At 40.8% G+C, this 20,906-nt stretch carries 14 protein-coding genes; 5 read left to right on the forward strand and 9 right to left on the reverse strand.

Annotated features, from left to right (window positions below):
• Window positions 1-137: 137 nt before the first annotated feature.
• Genes ACFSKL_RS02020 through ACFSKL_RS02030 form a run of 3 tightly spaced genes read right to left on the reverse strand, consistent with a single transcriptional unit; the run spans window position 138 to window position 5,157 of the window.
• Entirely contained in the window at window positions 138-1,430 is a 1,293-nt protein-coding gene (locus ACFSKL_RS02020; protein ID WP_376883040.1) for an acetyl-CoA hydrolase/transferase family protein, read from the reverse strand.
• Window positions 1,427-4,081: a cation-translocating P-type ATPase gene (locus tag ACFSKL_RS02025; RefSeq protein ID WP_376883042.1), complete on the reverse strand. Its 2,655-nt coding sequence runs from the start codon at window positions 4,079-4,081 to the stop codon at window positions 1,427-1,429. The genes ACFSKL_RS02020 and ACFSKL_RS02025 overlap by 4 nt, the downstream gene beginning before the upstream one ends.
• Window positions 4,078-5,157 carry a site-2 protease family protein gene (locus tag ACFSKL_RS02030; RefSeq protein WP_376883044.1) on the reverse strand — a complete coding sequence of 360 codons (1,080 nt, stop codon included), beginning with the start codon at window positions 5,155-5,157 and terminating at the stop codon, window positions 4,078-4,080. Before ACFSKL_RS02030 ends, ACFSKL_RS02025 begins: the two co-directional genes overlap by 4 nt.
• 460 nt (window positions 5,158-5,617) lie before the next feature.
• Here ACFSKL_RS02030 and ACFSKL_RS02035 point away from each other — a divergent pair, with 460 nt between their 5' ends.
• The 5 genes from ACFSKL_RS02035 (at window position 5,618) to ACFSKL_RS02055 (ending at window position 14,166) form a co-directional block, all read left to right on the forward strand.
• Window positions 5,618-8,998 (forward strand): methylmalonyl-CoA mutase family protein, encoded by a 3,381-nt coding sequence (locus ACFSKL_RS02035; RefSeq protein WP_376883046.1) that lies wholly within the window; start codon window positions 5,618-5,620, stop codon window positions 8,996-8,998.
• Between the two features lie 598 nt (window positions 8,999-9,596).
• Entirely contained in the window at window positions 9,597-10,013 is a 417-nt protein-coding gene (locus tag ACFSKL_RS02040; protein WP_376883048.1) for an OsmC family protein, read from the forward strand.
• Entirely contained in the window at window positions 10,010-10,249 is a 240-nt protein-coding gene (locus ACFSKL_RS02045; protein WP_376883050.1) for a hypothetical protein, read from the forward strand. The genes ACFSKL_RS02040 and ACFSKL_RS02045 overlap by 4 nt, the downstream gene beginning before the upstream one ends.
• Window positions 10,250-10,315: 66 nt before the next feature.
• Window positions 10,316-11,278, forward strand: a complete 963-nt coding sequence (locus tag ACFSKL_RS02050) for a PDC sensor domain-containing protein (RefSeq protein WP_376883052.1) — start codon at window positions 10,316-10,318, stop codon at window positions 11,276-11,278.
• Complete coding sequence (locus tag ACFSKL_RS02055) at window positions 11,275-14,166, forward strand: ATP-binding protein (protein ID WP_376883054.1); 2,892 nt, start codon at window positions 11,275-11,277, stop codon at window positions 14,164-14,166. The genes ACFSKL_RS02050 and ACFSKL_RS02055 overlap by 4 nt, the downstream gene beginning before the upstream one ends.
• A gap of 301 nt (window positions 14,167-14,467) precedes the next feature.
• Here ACFSKL_RS02055 and ACFSKL_RS02060 read toward each other — a convergent pair whose 3' ends face one another.
• From ACFSKL_RS02060 to fmt, 6 genes are all read right to left on the reverse strand, one after another.
• Window positions 14,468-15,760: a dihydrolipoamide acetyltransferase family protein gene (locus ACFSKL_RS02060; RefSeq protein WP_376883056.1), complete on the reverse strand. Its 1,293-nt coding sequence runs from the start codon at window positions 15,758-15,760 to the stop codon at window positions 14,468-14,470.
• Between the two features lie 85 nt (window positions 15,761-15,845).
• Entirely contained in the window at window positions 15,846-17,111 is a 1,266-nt protein-coding gene (locus ACFSKL_RS02065) for a competence/damage-inducible protein A (RefSeq protein WP_376883058.1), read from the reverse strand.
• A 65-nt stretch (window positions 17,112-17,176) separates the two neighbouring features.
• The gene (locus ACFSKL_RS02070) at window positions 17,177-17,962 is read right to left on the reverse strand and encodes an SDR family oxidoreductase (protein WP_376883059.1); all 786 of its coding nucleotides are present in this window, start codon (window positions 17,960-17,962) and stop codon (window positions 17,177-17,179) included.
• Window positions 17,959-18,495, reverse strand: a complete 537-nt coding sequence (locus tag ACFSKL_RS02075) for a dihydrofolate reductase (protein ID WP_376883061.1) — start codon at window positions 18,493-18,495, stop codon at window positions 17,959-17,961. Before ACFSKL_RS02075 ends, ACFSKL_RS02070 begins: the two co-directional genes overlap by 4 nt.
• Window positions 18,496-18,635: 140 nt before the next feature.
• On the reverse strand, window positions 18,636-19,565 hold the full coding sequence (locus ACFSKL_RS02080; RefSeq protein ID WP_376883063.1) for a DUF4412 domain-containing protein: 930 nt from the start codon (window positions 19,563-19,565) through the stop codon (window positions 18,636-18,638).
• 225 nt (window positions 19,566-19,790) lie between these two features.
• A complete protein-coding gene (gene fmt / locus ACFSKL_RS02085) occupies window positions 19,791-20,714 on the reverse strand; it encodes a methionyl-tRNA formyltransferase (RefSeq protein WP_376883065.1) in 924 nt (307 codons plus the stop codon).
• Window positions 20,715-20,906 lie beyond the last annotated feature (192 nt).

Consider the following 20,906-nt stretch of genomic DNA (forward strand, 5'->3'; position numbering starts at 1 on the left):
ATACCAAAAAACCACCCAATCTGGGTGGTTTTTTGATTTTGAAGATGTCAGGTGATTACATGTTGAATAGTGACTTTTTTAACCTTGTTCTGTGTCCCCACAGAACAATTTTCAATTATTGTCTTACGCACACGAGCTTATCTAGTAGGGTAGACGAAGCTGCCGAATCGTTCTACGATAGCTCTTTCCAATGATTCCCTATGATCTGGATGGGCGATATTCATGAGTTCATAGGCTCTTTGTCTCAGGTTTTTCCCATAGAGATAGGCTACCCCAAACTCAGTCACCACATAATGCATGTGAGCCCTCGTTGTCACCACACCCGCTCCCTGCTTCAGGAATGGGACTATTTTACTATCACCCCGCCTTGTGGACGCTGAAAGTGCCATGATCGGTTTTCCCCCCTCGGATAGTGCAGCTCCACGCATGAAATCCATTTGGCCACCAACACCAGAATAATGGTAGCTGCCTATGGAATCGGCACATACCTGACCTGTCAGATCCAATTCCAGGCAGCTATTGATGGAAACGACCTTCGGGTTTTTTCTGATGACAGCTGTGTCATTGACATAAGCAGCTTCATGGAAGGAAAAAACAGGATTGTCATGGATTCTTTGGTACATCTCTTTATTGCCAATGGCAAATGACGATACTATTTTTCCTGGGTGTTTCTTTTTGTATGAATTTGTAATTGCCCCAGAGTCCAGCAGTTCAATCACCCCATTTGAGAACATTTCAGTATGGATGCCCAAATCTTTGTGCCCTTTGAGCTGTCCCAAAACAGCGTCCGGAATTGCACCGATTCCCATTTGTAAAGTAGCCCTGTCTTCAATCAACTCGGCGATATAAGAGCCAATCTTGATTTCATTTGAGGAGATCTTATTGGCATAGTTTACTTCGGGAAGATCTTCGTCAACTGCCACTGCGGCAGCAAATCTGCTGATATGGATATGGCCATCCCCATGGGTTCTGGGCATCTGTTTGTTTATCTGTGCAATGATGGTTTTGGCGGTATCGATGGCTGGCTTGGCTACATCTACAGAGACTCCAAGGGAGCAATATCCATGTTCGTCAGGTTCGGACACATTCAAAATTGCCACATCTATGGGTAAAATGTCATTTCTGAAAAGCCTTCCTATCTCGCTGAGAAAAATGGGGACATAGCCGCCTTGCTCACTGTTGACGGCTTGCCGGACATTCTCAGATACAAAAAGTGAATTCATGTAAAAGCTCCCGATACAATCTGCAGATGCAAGGGGCATAGCTCCCAAAGTGGATATGGACACGATTTCCACATTCCTAAGCTCCTGTTTTCTCGCTGCCAAAGCATGGAGAAGATGGGTAGGGGTAGCAGCACTCCCGTGAATAAACACTCTTTGATGGCTTTTGACAAGTTTTACAGCTTCGGAGGCACTTGTGTAGTTATTCATTTTATTTGATATTTAAATTTTTTAAAATATTTATAGGCCTCTCCTGCCCATAGGATGAGGGAAGAAGATGCGATCCAAAATAGGTATTCAAAGATTTCTATAGATTCAAAATTGAATAGACTGGCAAAAAATGGGGTCTCTAAAATCAGAATTTGGATTAAAACTGAAAGGAATAAAGCATAATTGACCCATTTGTTGCTAAACAATCCAATTTTGAAAATCGATTCATCCAAGTTTCTCATGTTAAAAACATTGAAGAGCTGGGAGAATGCAATGATAATAAACACCATGGTTCTTGCCTTTTCTATACCTTCCGGCAGATAGTACTTGAAGGAAAGAAGAGCAAGTCCGGTCATGATCAATGAGTTTATTATTAGTAAGGGAATGATGTTTTTGTTGATGATATTTTCCTTGGGATTGATAGGTGGAGTAGACAGTTCCTTGCCTGTGCCTTTTTCGGTGGCCAATGCTTTGTCACAAAGTCCATCAGTTACGATATTGATCCAAAGGATCTGGGTCGCAGTAAGTGGAAGTGGGAGGCCAAAAGAAATAGCGGTGATAAGGGTAAGGATTTCCGCAAAATTGGTTGTGATAAGAAAGAAACTTGTCCTTCTTGCATTGTTGAATACTATTCTCCCTTGTTCGATGGCATGGACAATCGTAGAAAATTTATCATCAACCAATACCATCATTGACGCATCTTTTGCAACGTCGGTCCCCATGATGCCCATTGCAATGCCTATATCAGCTTGCTTCAATGCAGGGGCATCATTTACCCCATCTCCAGTCATTGCCACTAGCTCACCTTCTTCCTGAAGTGCTTTTGCGATTCTCAGTTTCATGAGTGGTGTTAGCCTTGAGAATACATCTGCATTTTTGACGGCAGCAGTAAACTCTTCTTCTGACATTTCTTGAAGTTGGGAGTCTGTATATACCAAATTGCGCCCTTGCCTAGCGATCCCCACTTTTTGAGCAATGGACAAAGCTGTGGCAGCATGGTCTCCTGTAGCCATGATTACCCGGATTCCTGCATTATGGCAAGATTTAACCGCTGGGATTACTTCAGGTCTTGGGGGATCCATCATGCCTGCAAGCCCCACAAACTCCAGAAGTTCATCTTTTTCCATATTGATTCCTTCTTTTCTAGCCAAAGCAAGAACCCTAAAGCTGTTTTCAGACCAAGATTGAATTTTACTGATCACTTCAGATCTAAGGGGAGCTGTGAAAGTTTGGGTATCGCCATTTTCATCCTTGTAAAATTCACAACGCTCCAAAATGGTCTCAGGGGCACCAATAAAAAATTTGAATTCGGTATTTCTTTTGGACACTTTGGTTGATCTGTATTTCAATTCAGAATTGAAAGCTATATCCTCAATGATGCTGAGTGTTTTTTGCTTGTTGGCTTTGTTGGCCAATACGAGAAATGCAACTTCTGTAGGGTCTCCAATTATTTTGGTTTGGTGTTTTTTTCTTTCTTCCAAAGAAGCTTGGTGACAATGGGCTGCTATTTCAAAAAAGTCATCAAAATGTTCGATATTGAATGATTTTCCGATGAATTCCCCCTTATTCTCCCATCCCTCACCGGTAACTTCCACATCTGCTTTGCCTATACCCCAGATTTTTTTGATGGTCATGGTGTTTTGGGTGAGTGTACCGGTCTTGTCTGTGATGATGGTACTCACAGAACCCAAACTTTCAGTTGCTGAAATTTCCCGGATTATGGCATTTTGTTTGGACATCCTGTAAGAACCTACAGCCAAGACAATGGAAAGCACGGCAGGGAGACCTTCTGGGATGGCAGATACCAATGCAGCTATAGATATCAAAAGCAATTCGCTTTTGGAAGTGTCCAGCACCAAATAGCCTACTATAAATAGTATAATAGCACTACTTATTGCTATGTAGGCCATCTGAACAGCCAGCTTGTCGGTTTTGTTTTGAAAGTTGGTTTTTTTCGGAGCAATGTTTTTTAGGCTAGTGGCAATTTGGCCAATCTGCGTTTGGAGGCCTGTGGCAGTGACGATAGCCCTAATGCTGCCGCTTGCAACATAAGTGCTTTTCCAAACCATGTTTTTTTGGTCTGAAAATCCGCAAGGCTCAGTATGGGGAGCTTCGGATTTTTGGACAGGGACAGACTCCCCGGTAAGAGAGGCTTCAGAGGTTCTTCCATTTTTTTGATAAATGACGCGGGCATCAGCAGGAATGATGTCTCCCTCTTCCAAAACCAAAAGATCACCAGGAACTAAGTCTTCGGCTTTAATCATTACAAACTGATTGTTTCTGATGACTTTGCATTGTGAAACAAGCAGGCTTTTTAGCGCAGTCAAAGCACCTTCAGCCTTATATTCTTGGACAAAACCTATTATTGTATTGAGTAGAATAATTCCCAAAATGACATAAGCATCAACATAGTGTTGGGTAATGAATGATATCGCCGCTGCTATCAGGAGGATGTAGACCATCAAGTTATGGAATTGCTTGATGATCAGTTTGAAAATTGATTTGCGTTCAGTGTCAGGTAAGGAGTTTTTGCCAAACTGAACCTGTCTTTTTATCGTTTGATCAGTTGATAATCCATTTTTTCCAGTCTCTAATCGTTCTTGGACTTGGTCGGAACTTATTAAATAAGCATCTTTAACTGACTGAATCATTTTGATAAGGCGGATTTTATTAAGATGAATTCAGAGATGTTTTCTTGGTCTACTATTCCCAAGAAGTGACCATTTTCGATGACAAAAGCTACTTTTCGCTGTTTTGCCATCATATTTTTCCAAGCTTGTTCGAGTTCTTCTTCAGTTTCGATTTTATAGGGATTGAAATCTGCCACAGCTTCGATTTTAATTTGCTCACCGCCTTCTTTCAAGCCTTTGATAATTTGGTCTTTACTGAGAGTTCCAACTGCTACATCATCTTTTACTACCACGAAATGCGTAGCTTGGCTGTCCAAAAGTTTTTCAGTCGCTTTGGAAAGAGGGGCATCAAAAGCAAGAATCTGAAATTTGAGCATCATGGCATCTTTGACTTTGTAATTCTTTAAGAAACTTGCTTGCTGAGTATGGCTGACTTCAGCTGCAGCTCCAAGGAAAATAAATATGCCAATGAGAATTAGAATAGGATTGTAGAACAATCCATAGAATACAAATGCTACGGCCATGAGCTGACCAATACTGCCTGCAATTTGGGTTGCTTTTGTTCTCGGAAGCTTGATCGCCAAAAGTGCCCTGAGAACCCTTCCTCCATCCATAGGGAATGCAGGAAGCATATTGAAAAGTGCCAAGATCAGGTTAGCAGAAGCCAAGTATAGCAACATGGTATTTCCATTGATTTGGAGGGTGTCCAGATTTTCTAAGTTATATCCCGTAATAGTCAAAATGACAGAGAGAACGAAAAATATTCCAATATTCACCAATGGGCCTGCTATGGCAACCCACAGTTCCTGTTTGGGATCTTCGGGGAGTTTTTCTAATCTTGCCAAACCACCGATTGGCAACAAGGTGATGTCTTTGGTATTGATTCCATATTTTTGGGCTGCCAAAACGTGGCCAAATTCGTGCAGGATTACGCAAAAGAAAAGAGCAAAAACAAAAAGAATTGTCCAAAGTATATCCTCTATTGGGGTGTTTGCTCTTAGATTGGAAATCACAATCCAAAGTAGCAGTATGGAGAAAGTCCAATGGATGAATACTTTGACACGTTTGTATGTGCCAAGATATAGGGAGAGTTTCATAAGCTAAGTTTTATGATTTCCTTTTTTCTAAGGTAAGTAAATGCTTTTTCTTTCTACAAAGAACGACGTATTCCTTTTGAAAAATCATGATGAAAATCAGTTAATTTTATGACTTGTCTTTTTTCTGAAAAGTGCATAGAGCCACAAAGTGCTTTGATGAAACTCATCTGCTGGTTTCACATTTCCACTCAAATCCAAAATGTATAACAGCACTTTCTCCATAAACCTAATTGTCCATTGAAACTTGGAAAGTACCGAGCCAAAGATATGTGTAGAAAGCATAAACAATTGGATTCCAAGCTAAGTGGGTGAAATCAGAATAATGTTTTGAAAACGATCCTGAATCCTACTTTATGAATATTCCTTTTTTCTTATCTTCGCACAAGATCTAATAAAATAAGCATTCATCAAGATTTCAAAAGATAAGCTTGATGCTTCAATATATAAACCCAATACATACATGTCAAGTGCCAACGTCATATACAAGCCAAAAAACCATATCAGAATCGTCACTGCAGCTTCCCTTTTTGATGGTCATGATGCCGCCATCAATATCATGCGGAGAATTATCCAATCAACTGGTTGTGAGGTGATCCATTTGGGCCACAACAGGTCCGTATTGGAGATTGTTGATTGTGCGATCCAAGAAGATGTTCAAGCGATAGCGATCACGTCTTATCAAGGAGGCCACGTTGAATTTTTCAAATACATGTATGATTTGTTGAAGGAAAAAGGGGCAGGGCATATCAGGATTTTTGGAGGTGGAGGAGGTACGATACTTCCAGAGGAAATAAAAGAATTGCATGAATATGGCATTTCCAGAATTTATTCTCCAGATGATGGCCGTTCATTGGGTTTGCAGGGAATGATCAATGACCTTATCGAACAGGCTGATTTCCCATTGGGGCAAAACCATCAAGGAAAACAGGCCTTGGATAAAGAACAGAAGCAGGAACTTGCCAAACTGATCTCGGCAGCTGAAAATTTTCCCGAAGAGAGTAAGGCAGTATTGGAAGATATCCGAAAGCTTTCTGCAAAGAGTAAAACACCAGTCCTTGGAATCACCGGGACTGGGGGAGCTGGAAAGTCATCCTTGGTGGATGAATTGGTCAGACGCTTTTTGATAGATTTCAAGGATAAAAATATAGCGATCATTTCGGTGGATCCATCGAAAAGAAAAACAGGTGGAGCGCTGCTTGGAGACAGGATCAGGATGAATGCCATCCACCATCCCAATGTCTATATGCGCTCTTTGGCAACCAGGCAGTCCAATTTGGCTTTGTCAAAGTATGTACAGGATGCGGTGGACATTGTGAAAGCTGCAAATTTTGACTTGATCATATTGGAAACCTCCGGGATTGGTCAATCGGACACAGAGATTATCGAGCATTCTGATATGTCGCTCTATGTGATGACCCCGGAATATGGTGCTGCTACCCAATTGGAAAAAATCGATATGCTTGATTTTGCAGATATCATTGCATTGAATAAGTTTGACAAAAGAGGAGCCCAAGATGCTCTTCGCGATGTCAAAAAGCAATACAAACGCAACCACAATCTTTGGGATATAGCAGATCAAGATATCCCCGTCTATGGTACGATTGCTTCCCAGTTTAATGACCCGGGAATGAATAGTCTTTACAAAGGTGTCATTCAGACTTTGGTGGAAAAAACCGGGGTTGACCTTCAGACCACTTTCGAAGTGACAGGGGAAATGTCAGAGAAAATATTCATTATCCCCCCAGCAAGAACAAGGTATCTTTCTGAAATATCCGAAAACAACAGAAACTATAGCAAATGGGCAGAGGATCAAAAAGATGTTGCCCAAAAACTTTTCAGTATCAAAAAATCCATAGAGGCAATTGCTTCCACTTCCATTGAAGATAAGGACAGGTTGATCAAAGAGCTTGAAGAGGTATATACTCAGGTGGAGCTTGAGCTGGATCCCAAGAACAAAAAATGGTTGGAAGAATGGCCTGAGAAAGCGCAGAAGTATAGGGATGAGTATTATGTATTCAAAGTACGGGATAAGGAAATTAAGGTAAAAACCCATACTATATCACTTTCTGGAAATAATATCCCCAAGGTTTCTTTGCCAAGGTATGAGGCATGGGGCGATTTGTTGAAATGGGGATTGACTGAAAATGTACCGGGGGAATTTCCTTACACCTCTGGTGTGTTTCCATTCAAAAGGGAAGGTGAAGACCCCACGCGGATGTTTGCCGGTGAAGGTGGACCGGAGCGAACCAACAAGCGGTTCCACTATGTATCAAAAGGCTTGCCTGCCAAACGGCTTTCTACGGCATTTGACTCCGTGACATTGTACGGGGAGGATCCTGATTATAGACCGGATATTTATGGGAAAATCGGAAATTCCGGGGTAAATATCTGCTGCTTGGATGATGCTAAAAAGCTCTATTCAGGATTCAATCTGGCAGATGCGATGACATCGGTATCCATGACCATCAATGGGCCTGCAGCAACCATGACCGCCTTCTTTATGAATGCAGCTATAGACCAACAGTGTGAGATATACATCAAGTCCAATGGACTGGAAGATGAAGTGAATGAAAAAATCAATTCGATTTACGAATCAAAAGGAATCGATAGGCCCCAATATCAAGGCCAAATCCCAGAAGGGAATGATGGGCTTGGTTTGATGCTGTTGGGAGTGACAGGTGACGAAGTACTTCCCGCAGAAGTCTATGAAAAAATAAAAACAGAGACAGTCGCAAAAGTAAGAGGGACGGTACAGGCAGATATTCTCAAGGAGGACCAAGCCCAAAACACCTGTATTTTTTCCACAGAGTTTTCTCTGAGGTTGATGGGGGATGTACAGCAGTATTTCATTGACCAAAACATCAGAAACTTTTATTCTGTATCTATCTCTGGATACCACATAGCAGAAGCCGGAGCCAATCCGATTACACAGTTGGCACTGACACTTTCCAATGGATTTACCTATGTGGAGTATTATGTTTCCAGGGGAATGGATATCAATAAATTTGCCCCAAACCTTTCCTTTTTCTTTTCTAATGGGATCGACCCCGAATATGCAGTCATCGGCAGGGTTGCAAGAAGGATTTGGGCGAAGGCGATGAAACTCAAATATGCCGCAAATGAACGCTCCCAAATGCTGAAGTATCATATCCAGACTTCTGGAAGATCTCTCCATGCCCAAGAGATAGACTTCAATGATATCAGGACGACACTTCAGGCACTATATGCGATTTATGATAATTGCAATTCATTGCATACCAATGCCTATGATGAAGCCATTACCACTCCGACAGAAGCTTCCGTCAGAAGGGCTATGGCGATCCAGCTGATCATCAATAAGGAACTGGGACTGGCAAAAAATGAAAATCCCTTACAGGGGGCATTTATCATTGAGGAATTGACTGATTTGGTAGAAGAGGCAGTCTATGTGGAGTTTGATAGGATTACAGAACGAGGAGGGGTCTTGGGTGCCATGGAGACCATGTATCAGCGTGGAAAAATCCAGGAAGAAAGCCTACACTATGAAATGCTGAAGCATACAGGCGAATATCCGATCATTGGAGTCAATACGTTCCTTTCTTCCGAAGGGTCTCCCACAGTCACGCCGGGAGAAGTCATCAGGGCCAATGTAGAGGAAAAAGAAGCTCAAATAGTGACTCTTCAAAATCTTCATAAAAGAAATGAAATGATTTCGGAGGATTGGTTGAACAAATTGCAAGAAGCTGCTGTTCGCAATGAAAATATATTCGAGAAATTAATGGATGCCTCCAAATACTGTTCCTTGGGACAAATCACAAGGGCACTGTATGAAGTGGGAGGGCAGTATCGAAGGAATATGTAGGAAGTGAGAAAAGAAACAAGAGACGAGAAGCGAGAAACAAGATAAGTGACATGTCTTTCTACGACTACGTCACCTCGACGGCAGGAGAGGTCTCTTCCCTATTTGAAACTGGAAAGTTAAAATTGAAGTTGGGGTGTGAAATTCAGTTCGAGATTTCTCCCTTTGCCTCCCTAAAGTGAGACAGGTTCGAAATGACTTGCCTATAAAACGAGGAGTTAAGTATAAAAAAAGTGTCAAGTAAAATCAGGACGTGACAGAGAAACAAAAAAGGTCGAGAAGCAAGAGCCAAGACAGAACGGAGACGAGAAGCGAGAGACGAGAAACGAGAACATGCCCTGAAAGGGCTTATGATCCAAGCATCGGGTCATGACCCGATGTTTAAAGATAGTTTAGTTGAGTGTTTGCCCTGAAAGGGCAATTGAATGGCTATCGGAAATATAGAGAAATCGATACAAAAAGTGTCAACTATTTCCAGGACGTGACAAAGAGGAAAGTTTGAAAATGCAAAAAATATGAAGATAATCTATCTAATTGTCCGACCTTTGAACATTTCAACCATCCCACCTTTTAACTGATTTAAAATTTCAATAAAGAAAACATGAGCAAGAGAAATGTAACAGTCCGAATGAAAGCGGATTTAGAGTATGAAGCTGTAAATCCACAAGGGAACAAAGTTCTGATCGATATGTATGATCCTGCCGACAAGAAAGCACAGTCACCAATGGATCTGTTGCTGTCAGCTTTGGCAGGTTGTGGTTCGGTAGATGCAGTCTTGATGATGAAGAAAAAAAGAAAGACAATTGTAGATTTTTATGTAGAGGCTGAAGGGGAAAGGAATGATGGGGTGCCGGCATATTATAAAACCATCCACCTGAAATTTGTCTTGGTTTCTCCTGATGCTACAGAAGAGGAGTTTAAGAAAGTTGTCGCATTGTCGGTAGATAAATACTGTTCGGTAGCATCTTCCCTAAAGTCGGAAATCACCTATAGTTCCGAAGTAAAAAGACCAGAATGAGAGTAGTTAAAGAATTTGTAAAAGAAGATGTCAGGATATCGGTCTTTTCATGGAACAATAAATACTTGATTAAGTTTGAGTATGGACCATTGGAACAAACATTTAAAGTTCCTGAAATGGATGTATTGGATGAAAATGATTTAGAGACCTTCTATCAGGGAATATTTTTCGAATCAGTTCAAAACAGATTCAAAGAAATGGGAGAAAATTTTCAAAAACAGCTCGAAAATCTTTAGCTTTAGAAAAAAGCCTGAAGCTGCATGAAATATTTTTGTTTTTTTATAAGTTTTTCCTTGTTGTTCATGTCTTCTTGTAACAAAGAGAAGGTCAATATAATAGAAGATGCACCATATGAGTTGTCGGCTTTTATTTCTTTGATAGATCGAGATTTTGAGATTTTGGAAGAAGAAATAAAAAAAATTGAGCAGTTGACTTTGGAATTGTTTCAAAATAAAGAGGAAGTCCTTTCAAATGGTGATAAAAACAAGTATGACATCAACGGAATATTTGCCAATACAGCCCCTGATGAAGATCCCAATCTAAGTACGCTTTATCTTCCTACAAGCGGTACGGACAAAAAAGCAATAGAAGAACTAATCCTTTTGACCAATCCACTCGATGAGGTTTTTAGGGATGTGGTTGAGAAGCACGAAGTGATTACCCAGGTGTATTTCAACAGTCCGGTACAACTGAATAGATTGTACCCTCCCTATGATGTCAGGAATATGTTGGATTCGGATTTGGATTTGACATCCTTCAATTTTTACTATGAGGCTGATGAAAAAAACAACCCGGGAAAAGGCTTGGTTTGGGTAGAAGAGATCTATATCGATCCGGTAGGTAGGGGATGGGTTATTTCTCTGCTAAACCCTATATATTTTGAAAATGAACTGAAAATGGTTTTGGCCTTCGATATTTCCGTCAATTCCATTTTGGAAAATTACCTCAACAAATCGAACCGGCAATTGGTCATCATTGATCAGACAGGTACGGTAGTGGCAGGTAAGCCCAAAGCCATTGAGGCCTTATCTTTGCCTCCATTGAAAAACCATACTTACCTTCAAACTGTCACTTCCGATAGCTTCAGGCCAGAAGAGTACAACCTTTTTAAAAGTAAGAGCAGGGAAGTAAGGAAAATGATTTCAAACTTTATTCTTTCGGGAGGAAATTCGTATCTTTTGACAGAAGGTTTGGATAGTTTTTTTGTAAATGTTTATAATATGGAAAGGTTGGATTGGATGGTTTTAGATGTTGTAGTCAAATGAAAGATTATCAATTGAGATTATCAAATAGCCATAAAAATGCCTACCGTTGGTTTGTGGTCACTGGTGTTTTGGTCGTTGTCTTGATCGTTTTTTTGGCTTTTAACTTTTTCAATGCTTTGACAGATAGTCAGTTGGAGTCTAGGAGGCAGTTTCTAAACAAGCAGACAGAGCTTGCTGCCAAAGAAATACAGAATAGGTTTGCAGCTACATATGAGGACCTGGTTTTTTATGTCAATAATCTCGATCCAGAGACTTACCAAAAAGAAAATCAGAAACACTTGGAGTTCGAGATGGTGACACGGAGGATATTCAACAACCATAGAAGTGTATTGGATACTTTGGTAGTAATGTTTCCCGAAATGACGGTGGCTTTCCATTTCGATGGTAGAAATAATTTTATAAAGACTACAGGTATTTCAAATGCCAGCTTGGTACCCGCAAAAGATAGACATATTGCCATTGAAAACTCTACCAAAAATGTACAGATACAAGCAGTAGTCAATCTTGATAGGTTTTTGGGGGATGAGCTCGGGAACTATTATTTGGGGCTTTCAAGTGAAAAACTACTTTATAGGGAAGGGGAATTGTTTGGTTTGTCGGATTACTTTCCTGTGAAGGGCTATGACATTAATCCTCAAATATATGATCCTATCAAAAATGACATTAAGAAGGGATTGAAGGGGGGATATGAAGGTGGATTTACGAACAGGGTTGATGACATCACATATGAATCTATCATCTACCAATATCCATTTAACCTATACCCTTTGGAAGTCAGCTTGGCTGTAATATTTGTTCAGGATAAGAAAGAAATTACCTCAAGAATTTATGGGACCTATATCTATTTGTTGATAGGGATGATGTTCCTGTTGTTGATAGTTATTTTGATTCTTTATAGGTTTATCAAAAGTGCCCAAGAGTCGAATGATCTGCTAAAGGAAAAATCGGAGAAGATCAATGAGTTGTTCCGTCAGCAAAGTCTTTTGCTCCAAGAATCCAAAGGTTTCATCTATTTTCAGGATGCCGACCGGAAAATCACCAGCGTCAGCTCAGAAGTGAAAGAGATCTTGGGTTACGAAGTTCCCGAATTCAAAAAGAACTTTCGGGAATATATTACTGGTGAGTATTTTGACGAGCTTCATGGGAAAAATAGCAAGGCAATAGAAAGAAGGTTGGAGAACTTCTCTTTTGAATTTGACCTGAAGAAGCGCAATGGTGAGCGGATGAGAGCCAGGATTTTTGAAAAGCTTTTTTATGACGAGAATGGCGCATTTGCAGGAAATGTAGGTATTTGTACAGATATAGATGAAAAATATATTGCCGAGCAAGAGTTGATAAAAAGCAATAATAGGCTTGGGTCAGTACTGAGAAGCCTTCCCGATATAATATTCATTTACAGTACTGATGGGGTCTTTTTGGAATACTATGTTCAGGATGATTCGTTGCTCCTTAAACCTGCGGCAACATCCATTGGCAAAAACATCATGGAGGAATTGCCCAGTCCCCTCAACCAACAGGTCAAGGCTAGTTTTGATCAAGTTAAAGCCACAGGAAAACTGGTAACATTGGAATTTGAGATAGATACACAGGCCGGGAGAAAGATTTTTGAAGCGAGATTTTTCAGATTGGATGAAGAGAGGCTTATTTCGGTATCCAGGGACATCACCGGACAAAAGCTATGGGAAAAGGGCCTCAAAGAGGCAATGGAGGCCTCTGAGTTGGCGAATAAGGCAAAATCCGAATTTCTGGCAAATATGAGCCATGAGATCAGGACTCCAATGAATGGCTTGCTGGGGATTATAGGATTGCTTGAAAAAACCAAACTTGATCATAAACAGACCGAGTATCTTCAGGTAATCAAGGATTCAGGTTTATCGCTTTCAAACATCATCAACGACATCATGGACTATTCCAAGATAGAATCGGGAATGATGAATCTGAATGTTTCGGTGTTTAGTTTCAAAGAAGAGATTGAAAAAATCCTGAAGGTTTTTACCGGAATGATCCAGGAGAAAGATATCAAGCTTTCCTATCAGTTTGGGTCACTATTGCCAGAGTATGTTGAGTTGGACAAGGAAAAGTTGTGGCAAATTCTATTCAACCTAATTGGCAATGCGATAAAGTTCACACCCCAAAACGGGAGCATTTTTGTATATGTATATGGGGAGCCATTTTTGGAAGACAATATCATCTTGCACATTTCTGTAAAAGATACTGGAATAGGTATTCCCAAATCCAAAATCAAAACACTTACTGAGCCGTTTGTTCAGGTGGATGGAAGCTATACACGTGAATATGCAGGTACAGGGTTGGGGTTGGCCATATCAAATAAACTGATAGAATTGATGGGGGGAGAGTTGAGGATCGAAAGTGAAGAAGGTAAGGGTTCTGTTTTTTCTTTTAACATATTTGGTAAAATATGGGTGCAAGAAGAGAAAACCCTCGACTTCGAGCCTCCAACTGAAGTCTCTTTTGATTGGGAGAAAATGCAAAAAGATTATCCTATGGACATTCTTTTGGTAGAGGACAACGAGACTAACCTCAAGTTTATGAATATGCTGATGAAGGAACTTGGCTACTCGATTTCTATCGCCAGGAATGGCTTGGAAGCTGTGGAAAAGGTAGAAGAGCACCATTTTGATTTGGTTTTTATGGATGTCCAGATGCCAAAACTAAACGGCTTGGAAGCGACTAAGATTATCAGAGGCCTACAGGGCAAGCCTTACATTCCGATCATAGGCCTGTCAGCCAATGCATTTCAGGAAGATGTCAATGAAGCGATTTCCATAGGAATGGATGGTTATCTTGCCAAGCCGATTCAAATCAAGGAAATTGCGATGACAATCAAAAAGGTATATGAGATGAAAATGAAAAAAGAGGCCAAATAATGGTCTCTTTTTTTCTGATTGGATTTTATTTGTGATACAACCTAAGGTTCTACGATTGGTGTTTTATCGACAAAGGTTTGTTTTAGTGGATCTTTAATGCCTCACTATGGAGGAAAATTCCTCGTCTTCAGGCGAAGACTTTAGTGTTTTTTTCTTTGTGAACTTGGTGTTTTTACTTTCTGATCATTGTGGTAAAAATTATAACCACAAACACTAAGTTTCGGATGCATTTTAGTCGCCTTTGGGCGAAACCAAACCTATCGGTCTTTAGCCGATAGTAGTTTAGTTTTCGCCAGTTTTATCAAAGCTCTGTTTCCAGGTCAAACTCTTCCAAATAATCAGCAACCCTCCGTACAAACATCCCCCCTAGTGAACCATCCACTACCCTGTGGTCATACGAATGGGAAAGGAACATTTTGTGCCTGATAGCAATGACATCACCTGTGGGTGTCTCTACTACAGCAGGTTTTTTGGTGATGGCTCCTACAGCAAGTATCGCTACCTGAGGCTGCATGATGATAGGTGTCCCCATCACATTACCGAATGATCCTACATTAGAAATTGTGTAAGTACCACCTCCTAGTTCATCTGGAGATAACCTGTTGTTTCTCGCCCGAGCTGCCAAGTCATTCACTTTCTTGGATAACCCAGTAAGGTTGAACTGGTCCGCATTTTTGATATTTGGTACTATGAGGTTTCCGCTAGGCAATGCCACAGCTATGCCAATGTTGATGTTTTTCTTTTTGATGATATTGTCGCCATCTACAGAGATATTGATCATTGGGAAATCCCTGATGGCTTTAGCTACAGCCTGTACAAAGAATGGGGTGAAGGTCAATGCCTCTCCCTCTTTTTTCTTATAAGCCTCTTTTACTTTGTTTCTCCATAAGACTATATTCGTGACGTCTGCCTCCACAAATGAGGTGACATGAGGCGAAATCCTTTTGGAATCCAGCATTCTCTGCGCAATCATCTTACGCATTCTATCCATCTCCAGGATCTCGTCATTGGCAGATATGCTGACTTCTGCTTTTGGCATTGGGGAGCTGATGGAAGGTTTTAGACTTGCTTTTTGGGAATCCCTATCCTTGAGATATTGAAGTATATCCTGTTTGGTTACCCTTCCTTCATTACCAGATCCAGGGATGTTTGCCAACTCTGCTTTCGAGATATTTTCTGCTTTGGCGATGCTTTGGACCAGAGGTGAATAGAACCTGTCGTCACCTTCACCTGTTTTCTCAGGGGAAGATTGGCTTATAAGTGTGGCAGTATGTTCAGGTGCGGCCGCTACCAATTCCTCCTTGGGGGTAGTTGGTTCTGCTTTTCCTTTTTCATCGGATACGGTTTGCTCTTCTTGCGTTTCGATCAGTGCTATGGCTGCACCTACAGCCACTACTTCACCTTCTTTGGCAAGTATTTTCTTCAGTACACCGCCATATATCGCAGGTACTTCCGTATCAACTTTATCTGTGGCAACTTCTAGAACAGACTCATCCTGTTCTATTGTATCACCTTCTTTTTTGAGCCATGTAAGAATGGTTCCCTCTATAATGCTCTCACCCATCTTGGGCATTATCATTTCTACAGTTGCCATGTTTGTTTTATATTTTATTGGGTTTATTTCTAACTTTTAAAATTAAATTTTATTTTGTCTTTAACAAAATCATTTAACATAATTTTTATTCTGTTTCTTCAAGAATGCTCAATCTGAGCAAATTCAAGGTAGCCACTGCTGTAAGCTGGATGTTCAGCATTCTGTCTTGTGTCAATTGAAGTTTTTTGGAAATGGTTCTTCCGTCCATTGCACACGCAATCCAAACGGTACCGACAGGCTTTTCTGCCCAGCCGCCTTCAGGTCCTGCGATTCCACTGCTTGCCAATCCATAGTCTGCATTGAATTGTTCCCTGATATTTTCCGCCATCAATGTGATGGTTTGCTCACTTACAGCCCCATGGTTTTTGAGTACAGTTTTGTCTACATTCAGCAGGCTGTTTTTAAACTCATTATGATAGGGAACCAATGCTCCCTGGAAGTATTTGCTGCTGCCGGGGATACTGGTAATCAAATGGGAAATATATCCTCCGGTACAGCTCTCTGCCAAAGCTACTTTTTTATTTTTCTGTTTCAAAAGCCTGCCTATGGATTCTTCCAGGGATTCAAGGTTGTATCCATAGATGTATTTTTCTATCAAAGGCTTCACCAAGTCGATTTGGGTCTCCACATTTGCTTGCAATTCATCATAATCGTTCCCAAATGCAGTGAGTCTCAGTTTTACTTGTCCCAATGAAGGTAAGTAAGCCAGTTTAATGTTTTGCGGAAGGTTCTTTTCCCAATCTTTGATCAAGTCTGCGAGCCAGCTTTCCCCGATTCCTACAGTTTTTATTACTTTGTGGTAAATGACTGGCAACTCAAATTTTTCTTTGATTTTGGGAATGACAAAATCCTTCATCAGTTTTTTCATTTCGTGGGGAACTCCCGGCATAGACATCCAAAGCGTGTTGTTTTCCTCAAACCACATACCCGGAGCCGTCCCAACCACGTTTGGAACATAAGTGCATTTGGTTGGTAGATGTGCTTGTAGCCGGTTGAGTTCCGTCAGTTCCCTACCTCTTTTTTCAAAAAATGTCTTCACCGCTTCGAGGGCTTCTGGTACAAGTTCAATTTCGCAATCAAAATATTTTGCTAGAAGGGGCTTGGTCAAATCATCGTTGGTAGGGCCTAAGCCGCCTGTCATCAACACGATGTCAGCCCTTTTTTCGGCTGCCTCAAAAGCTGCCAGCATGGATTCGCTATTGTCCCCAACAGTGGATCTGTGGATTACCCGGACTCCGATTTTATCAAGCTCTTGGCTTATCCAGTGGCTATTTGTATCATTGATTTGCCCGTAAAGCAATTCATCTCCTATGGCTAGTATTTCTGCCTTTACTTCTATATAGTTGGTCATTTGTAACTCTTTTATTTGAGGTGGGCTTTTATGAATGGTGACTTTTTAGTTCATTCCAGTCTTGACTAACGCACCTTGGCTTTTTGGATCAATTTTGCGAAAACACCTGGAAACCACCTTTTCAGATATACTGCCATGGTTTCCTTTCCGCCAACTAGGATTTCCAATTTATGGGATTCCATTCCTTTTCTGATAGCCTTTGCACAAGCTTCGGGAGACATCCCTTTGTTTTGTGCATCATCCATTTCATTCAATGGACTGCCATCTCCTGTCAAGGCATTGATGGACACATTTGTCTTGATAAATCCAGGGCATATCATGGTAACTTTGATATTCTCCCTAAAGTTTTCAGCCCTCAAGGAATCAAAAAAGCCATGCAATGCATGTTTTGCCCCGGCATAGGAAGATCTATAAGGGGAACCGAACTTTCCTACCAAGCTGCTGATTACACCGAAATGGCCATTCTTTCTGGCAATAAAATGTGGTAAAATAGCCTTGCTCAATGCAATCGACCCAAAATAATTCACTTCCATGATTTTCCTGTCCACTTCAAGCTTGGTGTCTACGGCAAGTGACCTTTGACTGATTCCACCATTGTTTATGAGAATATCTACATGGCCAAATGCAGCGATAGCCTGGGCGGCAATTTCATCAAAGTTTCCACTGTCTGACAAGTCCAATGGCAGGACGAAGATATTGTTTGGGTCAACCGTTTTTGACTTGACCCTTTCAAGCGACTCTTTTTTTCTTGATGAGATGATTGCCTGGTAGCCCGATTTTGCAAATTCATAAACCAAAGCCTCCCCAATCCCTGAGGATGCTCCTGTAATCCAAACTACTGAAGTACTCATGACTTCACTCTTTTATAGGTGACAAAATCAAAGTTGTATTCATTCTTTTCATCTTTGTAGAAATGTTCAACAGCATCTTTTTTCCATTCTGAGCTGTTGAATTTGGGGAAATAGACATCACCTTCCGGATTGGCATCTACTTCGGTTATCAGCATTTCATCACAGATAGCGATGGCTTCTGAATAGATTTGGGCTCCGCCAATTATAAATACCTGTCCCAAGTTCTTGCCAATACACAAACGCACGGCCTCTTCCAGAGAATTCACTACGTGATGGCCCTCGGGGATCTTGAAATCTTTGTTTCGTGTGATGACGATGGAAGTTCTGTTTGGCAGTGGTTTTCCCATTGACTCATAGGTTTTCCTGCCCATGATGATGTGGTGGCCTGTGGTGATTTTCTTGAATAGCCTGAGGTCTGAAGAAAGTCTCCATACGAGCTGGTTGTCTTTGCCAATAACATTGTTCTTTGCTTTGGCTACAATTATCGAGATAGTCAATTTGATATTTGGGATGTTTGGCTTACAAGATACCAAGGATTTTTAAGCCAAAAAATCGAATTGAAGATATCAGAAGATATAAAGTTCAAAATTTTGGTAAAAAAAGAGAGCTTCCGTGTAGGGAAGCTCTCTGTAGTATCAAATCTGTATTTGGAATTTCGAAGATGAAATAACAGCTAGTTTTCCGATTTGAGCATATTCGGATAGTCTGCCATTACGAATGAAGTGGAAGTGTTGCTGTCCAGTTCGATGATTTTTAACTCTGATTTGCTTTTGTCTTTTTTGCTTTCAAACAACATTTCCATCATGTTGCCTTTTGGGACATCTTTCCATGCCGTTTTGCTTCTCTGGTATGCTTGTGTACCCAAAAGTGGGTTGTTGTCTGACCAAATAGAACTTTTGCCATCTATCGGTCGGTCTGTTATCCAAAAAGTGGCAGTGCCATCATCTGAATCACTCACATACTCATCGCACTTGTACCCATGGATACTTTTGGTGTTCCCTGTCTTTTTTAAGCTGAAATCATTGTTTTCCATTTCCTCTTCCCAATTTGAAAGGGTTGAGCTGTCTTCAAGTGTCTCAAAATCATATCCATAAGCGAGGCTGCTTTTTTTGCCATCAGATTCTATCAAAAAAATCGAAGCGTTGCGCTCAAAGTCGCTAATGATCACAGTTTTTCCCGAATTGTTTTTCTTGTCTTGGTTTTCAATCTCAATTGCAGCGATCAGGCCATCTTTGCTCAGGTATGTTTTCATCTGGAATGGGTCAGATGGCTTCCCTTTTTCGTCCAGACTGGTAATCTCCATTACCGAATAGCTGGTGAAATCATATGAATCGGCTGTTTCGATATTGGCATCAATTCCTTCTAAAATCTTTCCTATGTTGAATCCGCCACCACTTGGCATATCAGGGCCATAGATGTTTTCAAATGTCTTTTCAAGTTGACGTTGCGCAATTTTCTCGGCTTCTTTTTCGACCCTCTTTTCCAAGGCATTGCCCAAGCCTCTCGAAGCGGCTTGTTTTAGCCGGTTTCCAAGCTGTGCTTGAGATTCAAAAGAAATACAGACTAGGAAAGAGATCAATAGTATGGGGTAAATTTTTCTCATGATGGATGGGTTTCAATTAGGTTTTAAAGGTATGAATTACTGATATGAAATTCAAAAAATACAATACAAACAATTAGTAATCAGAGGACAGTCTAGGGGGAAATTGATCGGACTGATGGATACAATCCCAATATTGCCAGAATGAGGAAGCTCAGGGTTAATGATGAAGTTGAATTCATCCGGAACAATTGCTGAAGGTACTTTCATGGTGATATGCTTTTCTGTCTATAACTTATTACCTCTCAGAAAGTCATCGATTTTCATTCGTTTTTTACCCTCCAACTGGAGCTCTAGGATTTTGAGGCTTCCTGCTCCTGTCTGGAAGGTAAGATGGGTTTTTCCATCAGATTCAAAATCCCCCGAATCAAGGTTTTTGTTGTCTGATTGTATTACCTCTGTTTTGAATATTTTACAGTTTTTTCCAACAATAGAAGTATATGCTGCAGGGTAGGGGGACAATCCCCTGACCAGGTTGTGGATTTCTTCAGCTGACTTGCCCCAATCAATATCACATGTCTCCTTGAAGATTTTTGGTGCATGGTGTTTGGCCAAGTTTTCATCTTGTGGTTTTGGGGTAACTTCACCCAAAGAAATGGCTTCTATTGTTTTCAAAACCAATTTGGAGCCTTTTAGCATCAGTCTTTCGTAAAGGGTTCCGATATTGTCTTCAGGGAGAATGGCTTCCTTTTCTTGGAATATAACACTTCCGGTATCAATCTCGTGTTTCAAAAAGAAAGTAGTGATTCCGGTTTCTTTTTCACCATTGATAATGGCCCAATTGATAGGTGCCGCCCCTCTGTAATTAGGCAGGAGGGATGCGTGGAGATTGAATGTGCCTTTTGGAGGCATGTTCCAAACTACTTCCGGAAGCATTCTAAAGGCAACCACCACCTGTATATCCGCTTGGTAGCTTTTCAACTCTTCCAAAAACGCTTCTGATTTGAGGTTTGTAGGTTGGAGGACTGGGATATTGAAATCCAATGCGGCTTGCTTTACAGGAGATGGGATCATTTTCTGACCTCTCCCTTTTGGTTTGTCAGGAGCAGTGACCACAGCTACGACATTCCATTTGTTTTCAATCAATATTTCCAGTGCAGGAACAGCAAATTCAGGTGTTCCCATATAAATGATTCTTAAATCTTTGTTCATATTCTTAATTTGTTGACTCGCCACAAATTTAGGGCATATTGTAAGAAAGGTGCAAGGTTATCAAAACCTTATTGATTTAAGTTATTAACCTGAGTTCGCCTATTCTCACTTTGTCAATCTGCCTGCCGGCAGGCAGGAACGGTTTTAAATGGTGAGAACTACGAAAAGAAGGTGCGAACTTTTTTATGAAGT

The sequence above is a fragment of the Belliella marina genome, from assembly GCF_042682445.1.
GTDB classification, from domain to species: Bacteria; Bacteroidota; Bacteroidia; order Cytophagales; family Cyclobacteriaceae; genus Belliella; species Belliella marina.

What these genes read in the sequence shown, in the direction of transcription:
- ACFSKL_RS02020 (WP_376883040.1), bottom strand. Translation starts at nt 1,430, where the DNA reads ATGAATAACTACACAAGTGCCTCCGAAGCTGTAAAACTTGTCAAAAGC.
- ACFSKL_RS02025 (WP_376883042.1), bottom strand. Translation starts at nt 4,081, where the DNA reads ATGATTCAGTCAGTTAAAGATGCTTATTTAATAAGTTCCGACCAAGTC.
- ACFSKL_RS02030 (WP_376883044.1), bottom strand. Translation starts at nt 5,157, where the DNA reads ATGAAACTCTCCCTATATCTTGGCACATACAAACGTGTCAAAGTATTC.
- ACFSKL_RS02035 (WP_376883046.1), top strand. Translation starts at nt 5,618, where the DNA reads ATGTCAAGTGCCAACGTCATATACAAGCCAAAAAACCATATCAGAATC.
- ACFSKL_RS02040 (WP_376883048.1), top strand. Translation starts at nt 9,597, where the DNA reads ATGAGCAAGAGAAATGTAACAGTCCGAATGAAAGCGGATTTAGAGTAT.
- ACFSKL_RS02045 (WP_376883050.1), top strand. Translation starts at nt 10,010, where the DNA reads ATGAGAGTAGTTAAAGAATTTGTAAAAGAAGATGTCAGGATATCGGTC.
- ACFSKL_RS02050 (WP_376883052.1), top strand. Translation starts at nt 10,316, where the DNA reads ATGTCTTCTTGTAACAAAGAGAAGGTCAATATAATAGAAGATGCACCA.
- ACFSKL_RS02055 (WP_376883054.1), top strand. Translation starts at nt 11,275, where the DNA reads ATGAAAGATTATCAATTGAGATTATCAAATAGCCATAAAAATGCCTAC.
- ACFSKL_RS02060 (WP_376883056.1), bottom strand. Translation starts at nt 15,760, where the DNA reads ATGGCAACTGTAGAAATGATAATGCCCAAGATGGGTGAGAGCATTATA.
- ACFSKL_RS02065 (WP_376883058.1), bottom strand. Translation starts at nt 17,111, where the DNA reads ATGACCAACTATATAGAAGTAAAGGCAGAAATACTAGCCATAGGAGAT.
- ACFSKL_RS02070 (WP_376883059.1), bottom strand. Translation starts at nt 17,962, where the DNA reads ATGAGTACTTCAGTAGTTTGGATTACAGGAGCATCCTCAGGGATTGGG.
- ACFSKL_RS02080 (WP_376883063.1), bottom strand. Translation starts at nt 19,565, where the DNA reads ATGAGAAAAATTTACCCCATACTATTGATCTCTTTCCTAGTCTGTATT.
- fmt (WP_376883065.1), bottom strand. Translation starts at nt 20,714, where the DNA reads ATGAACAAAGATTTAAGAATCATTTATATGGGAACACCTGAATTTGCT.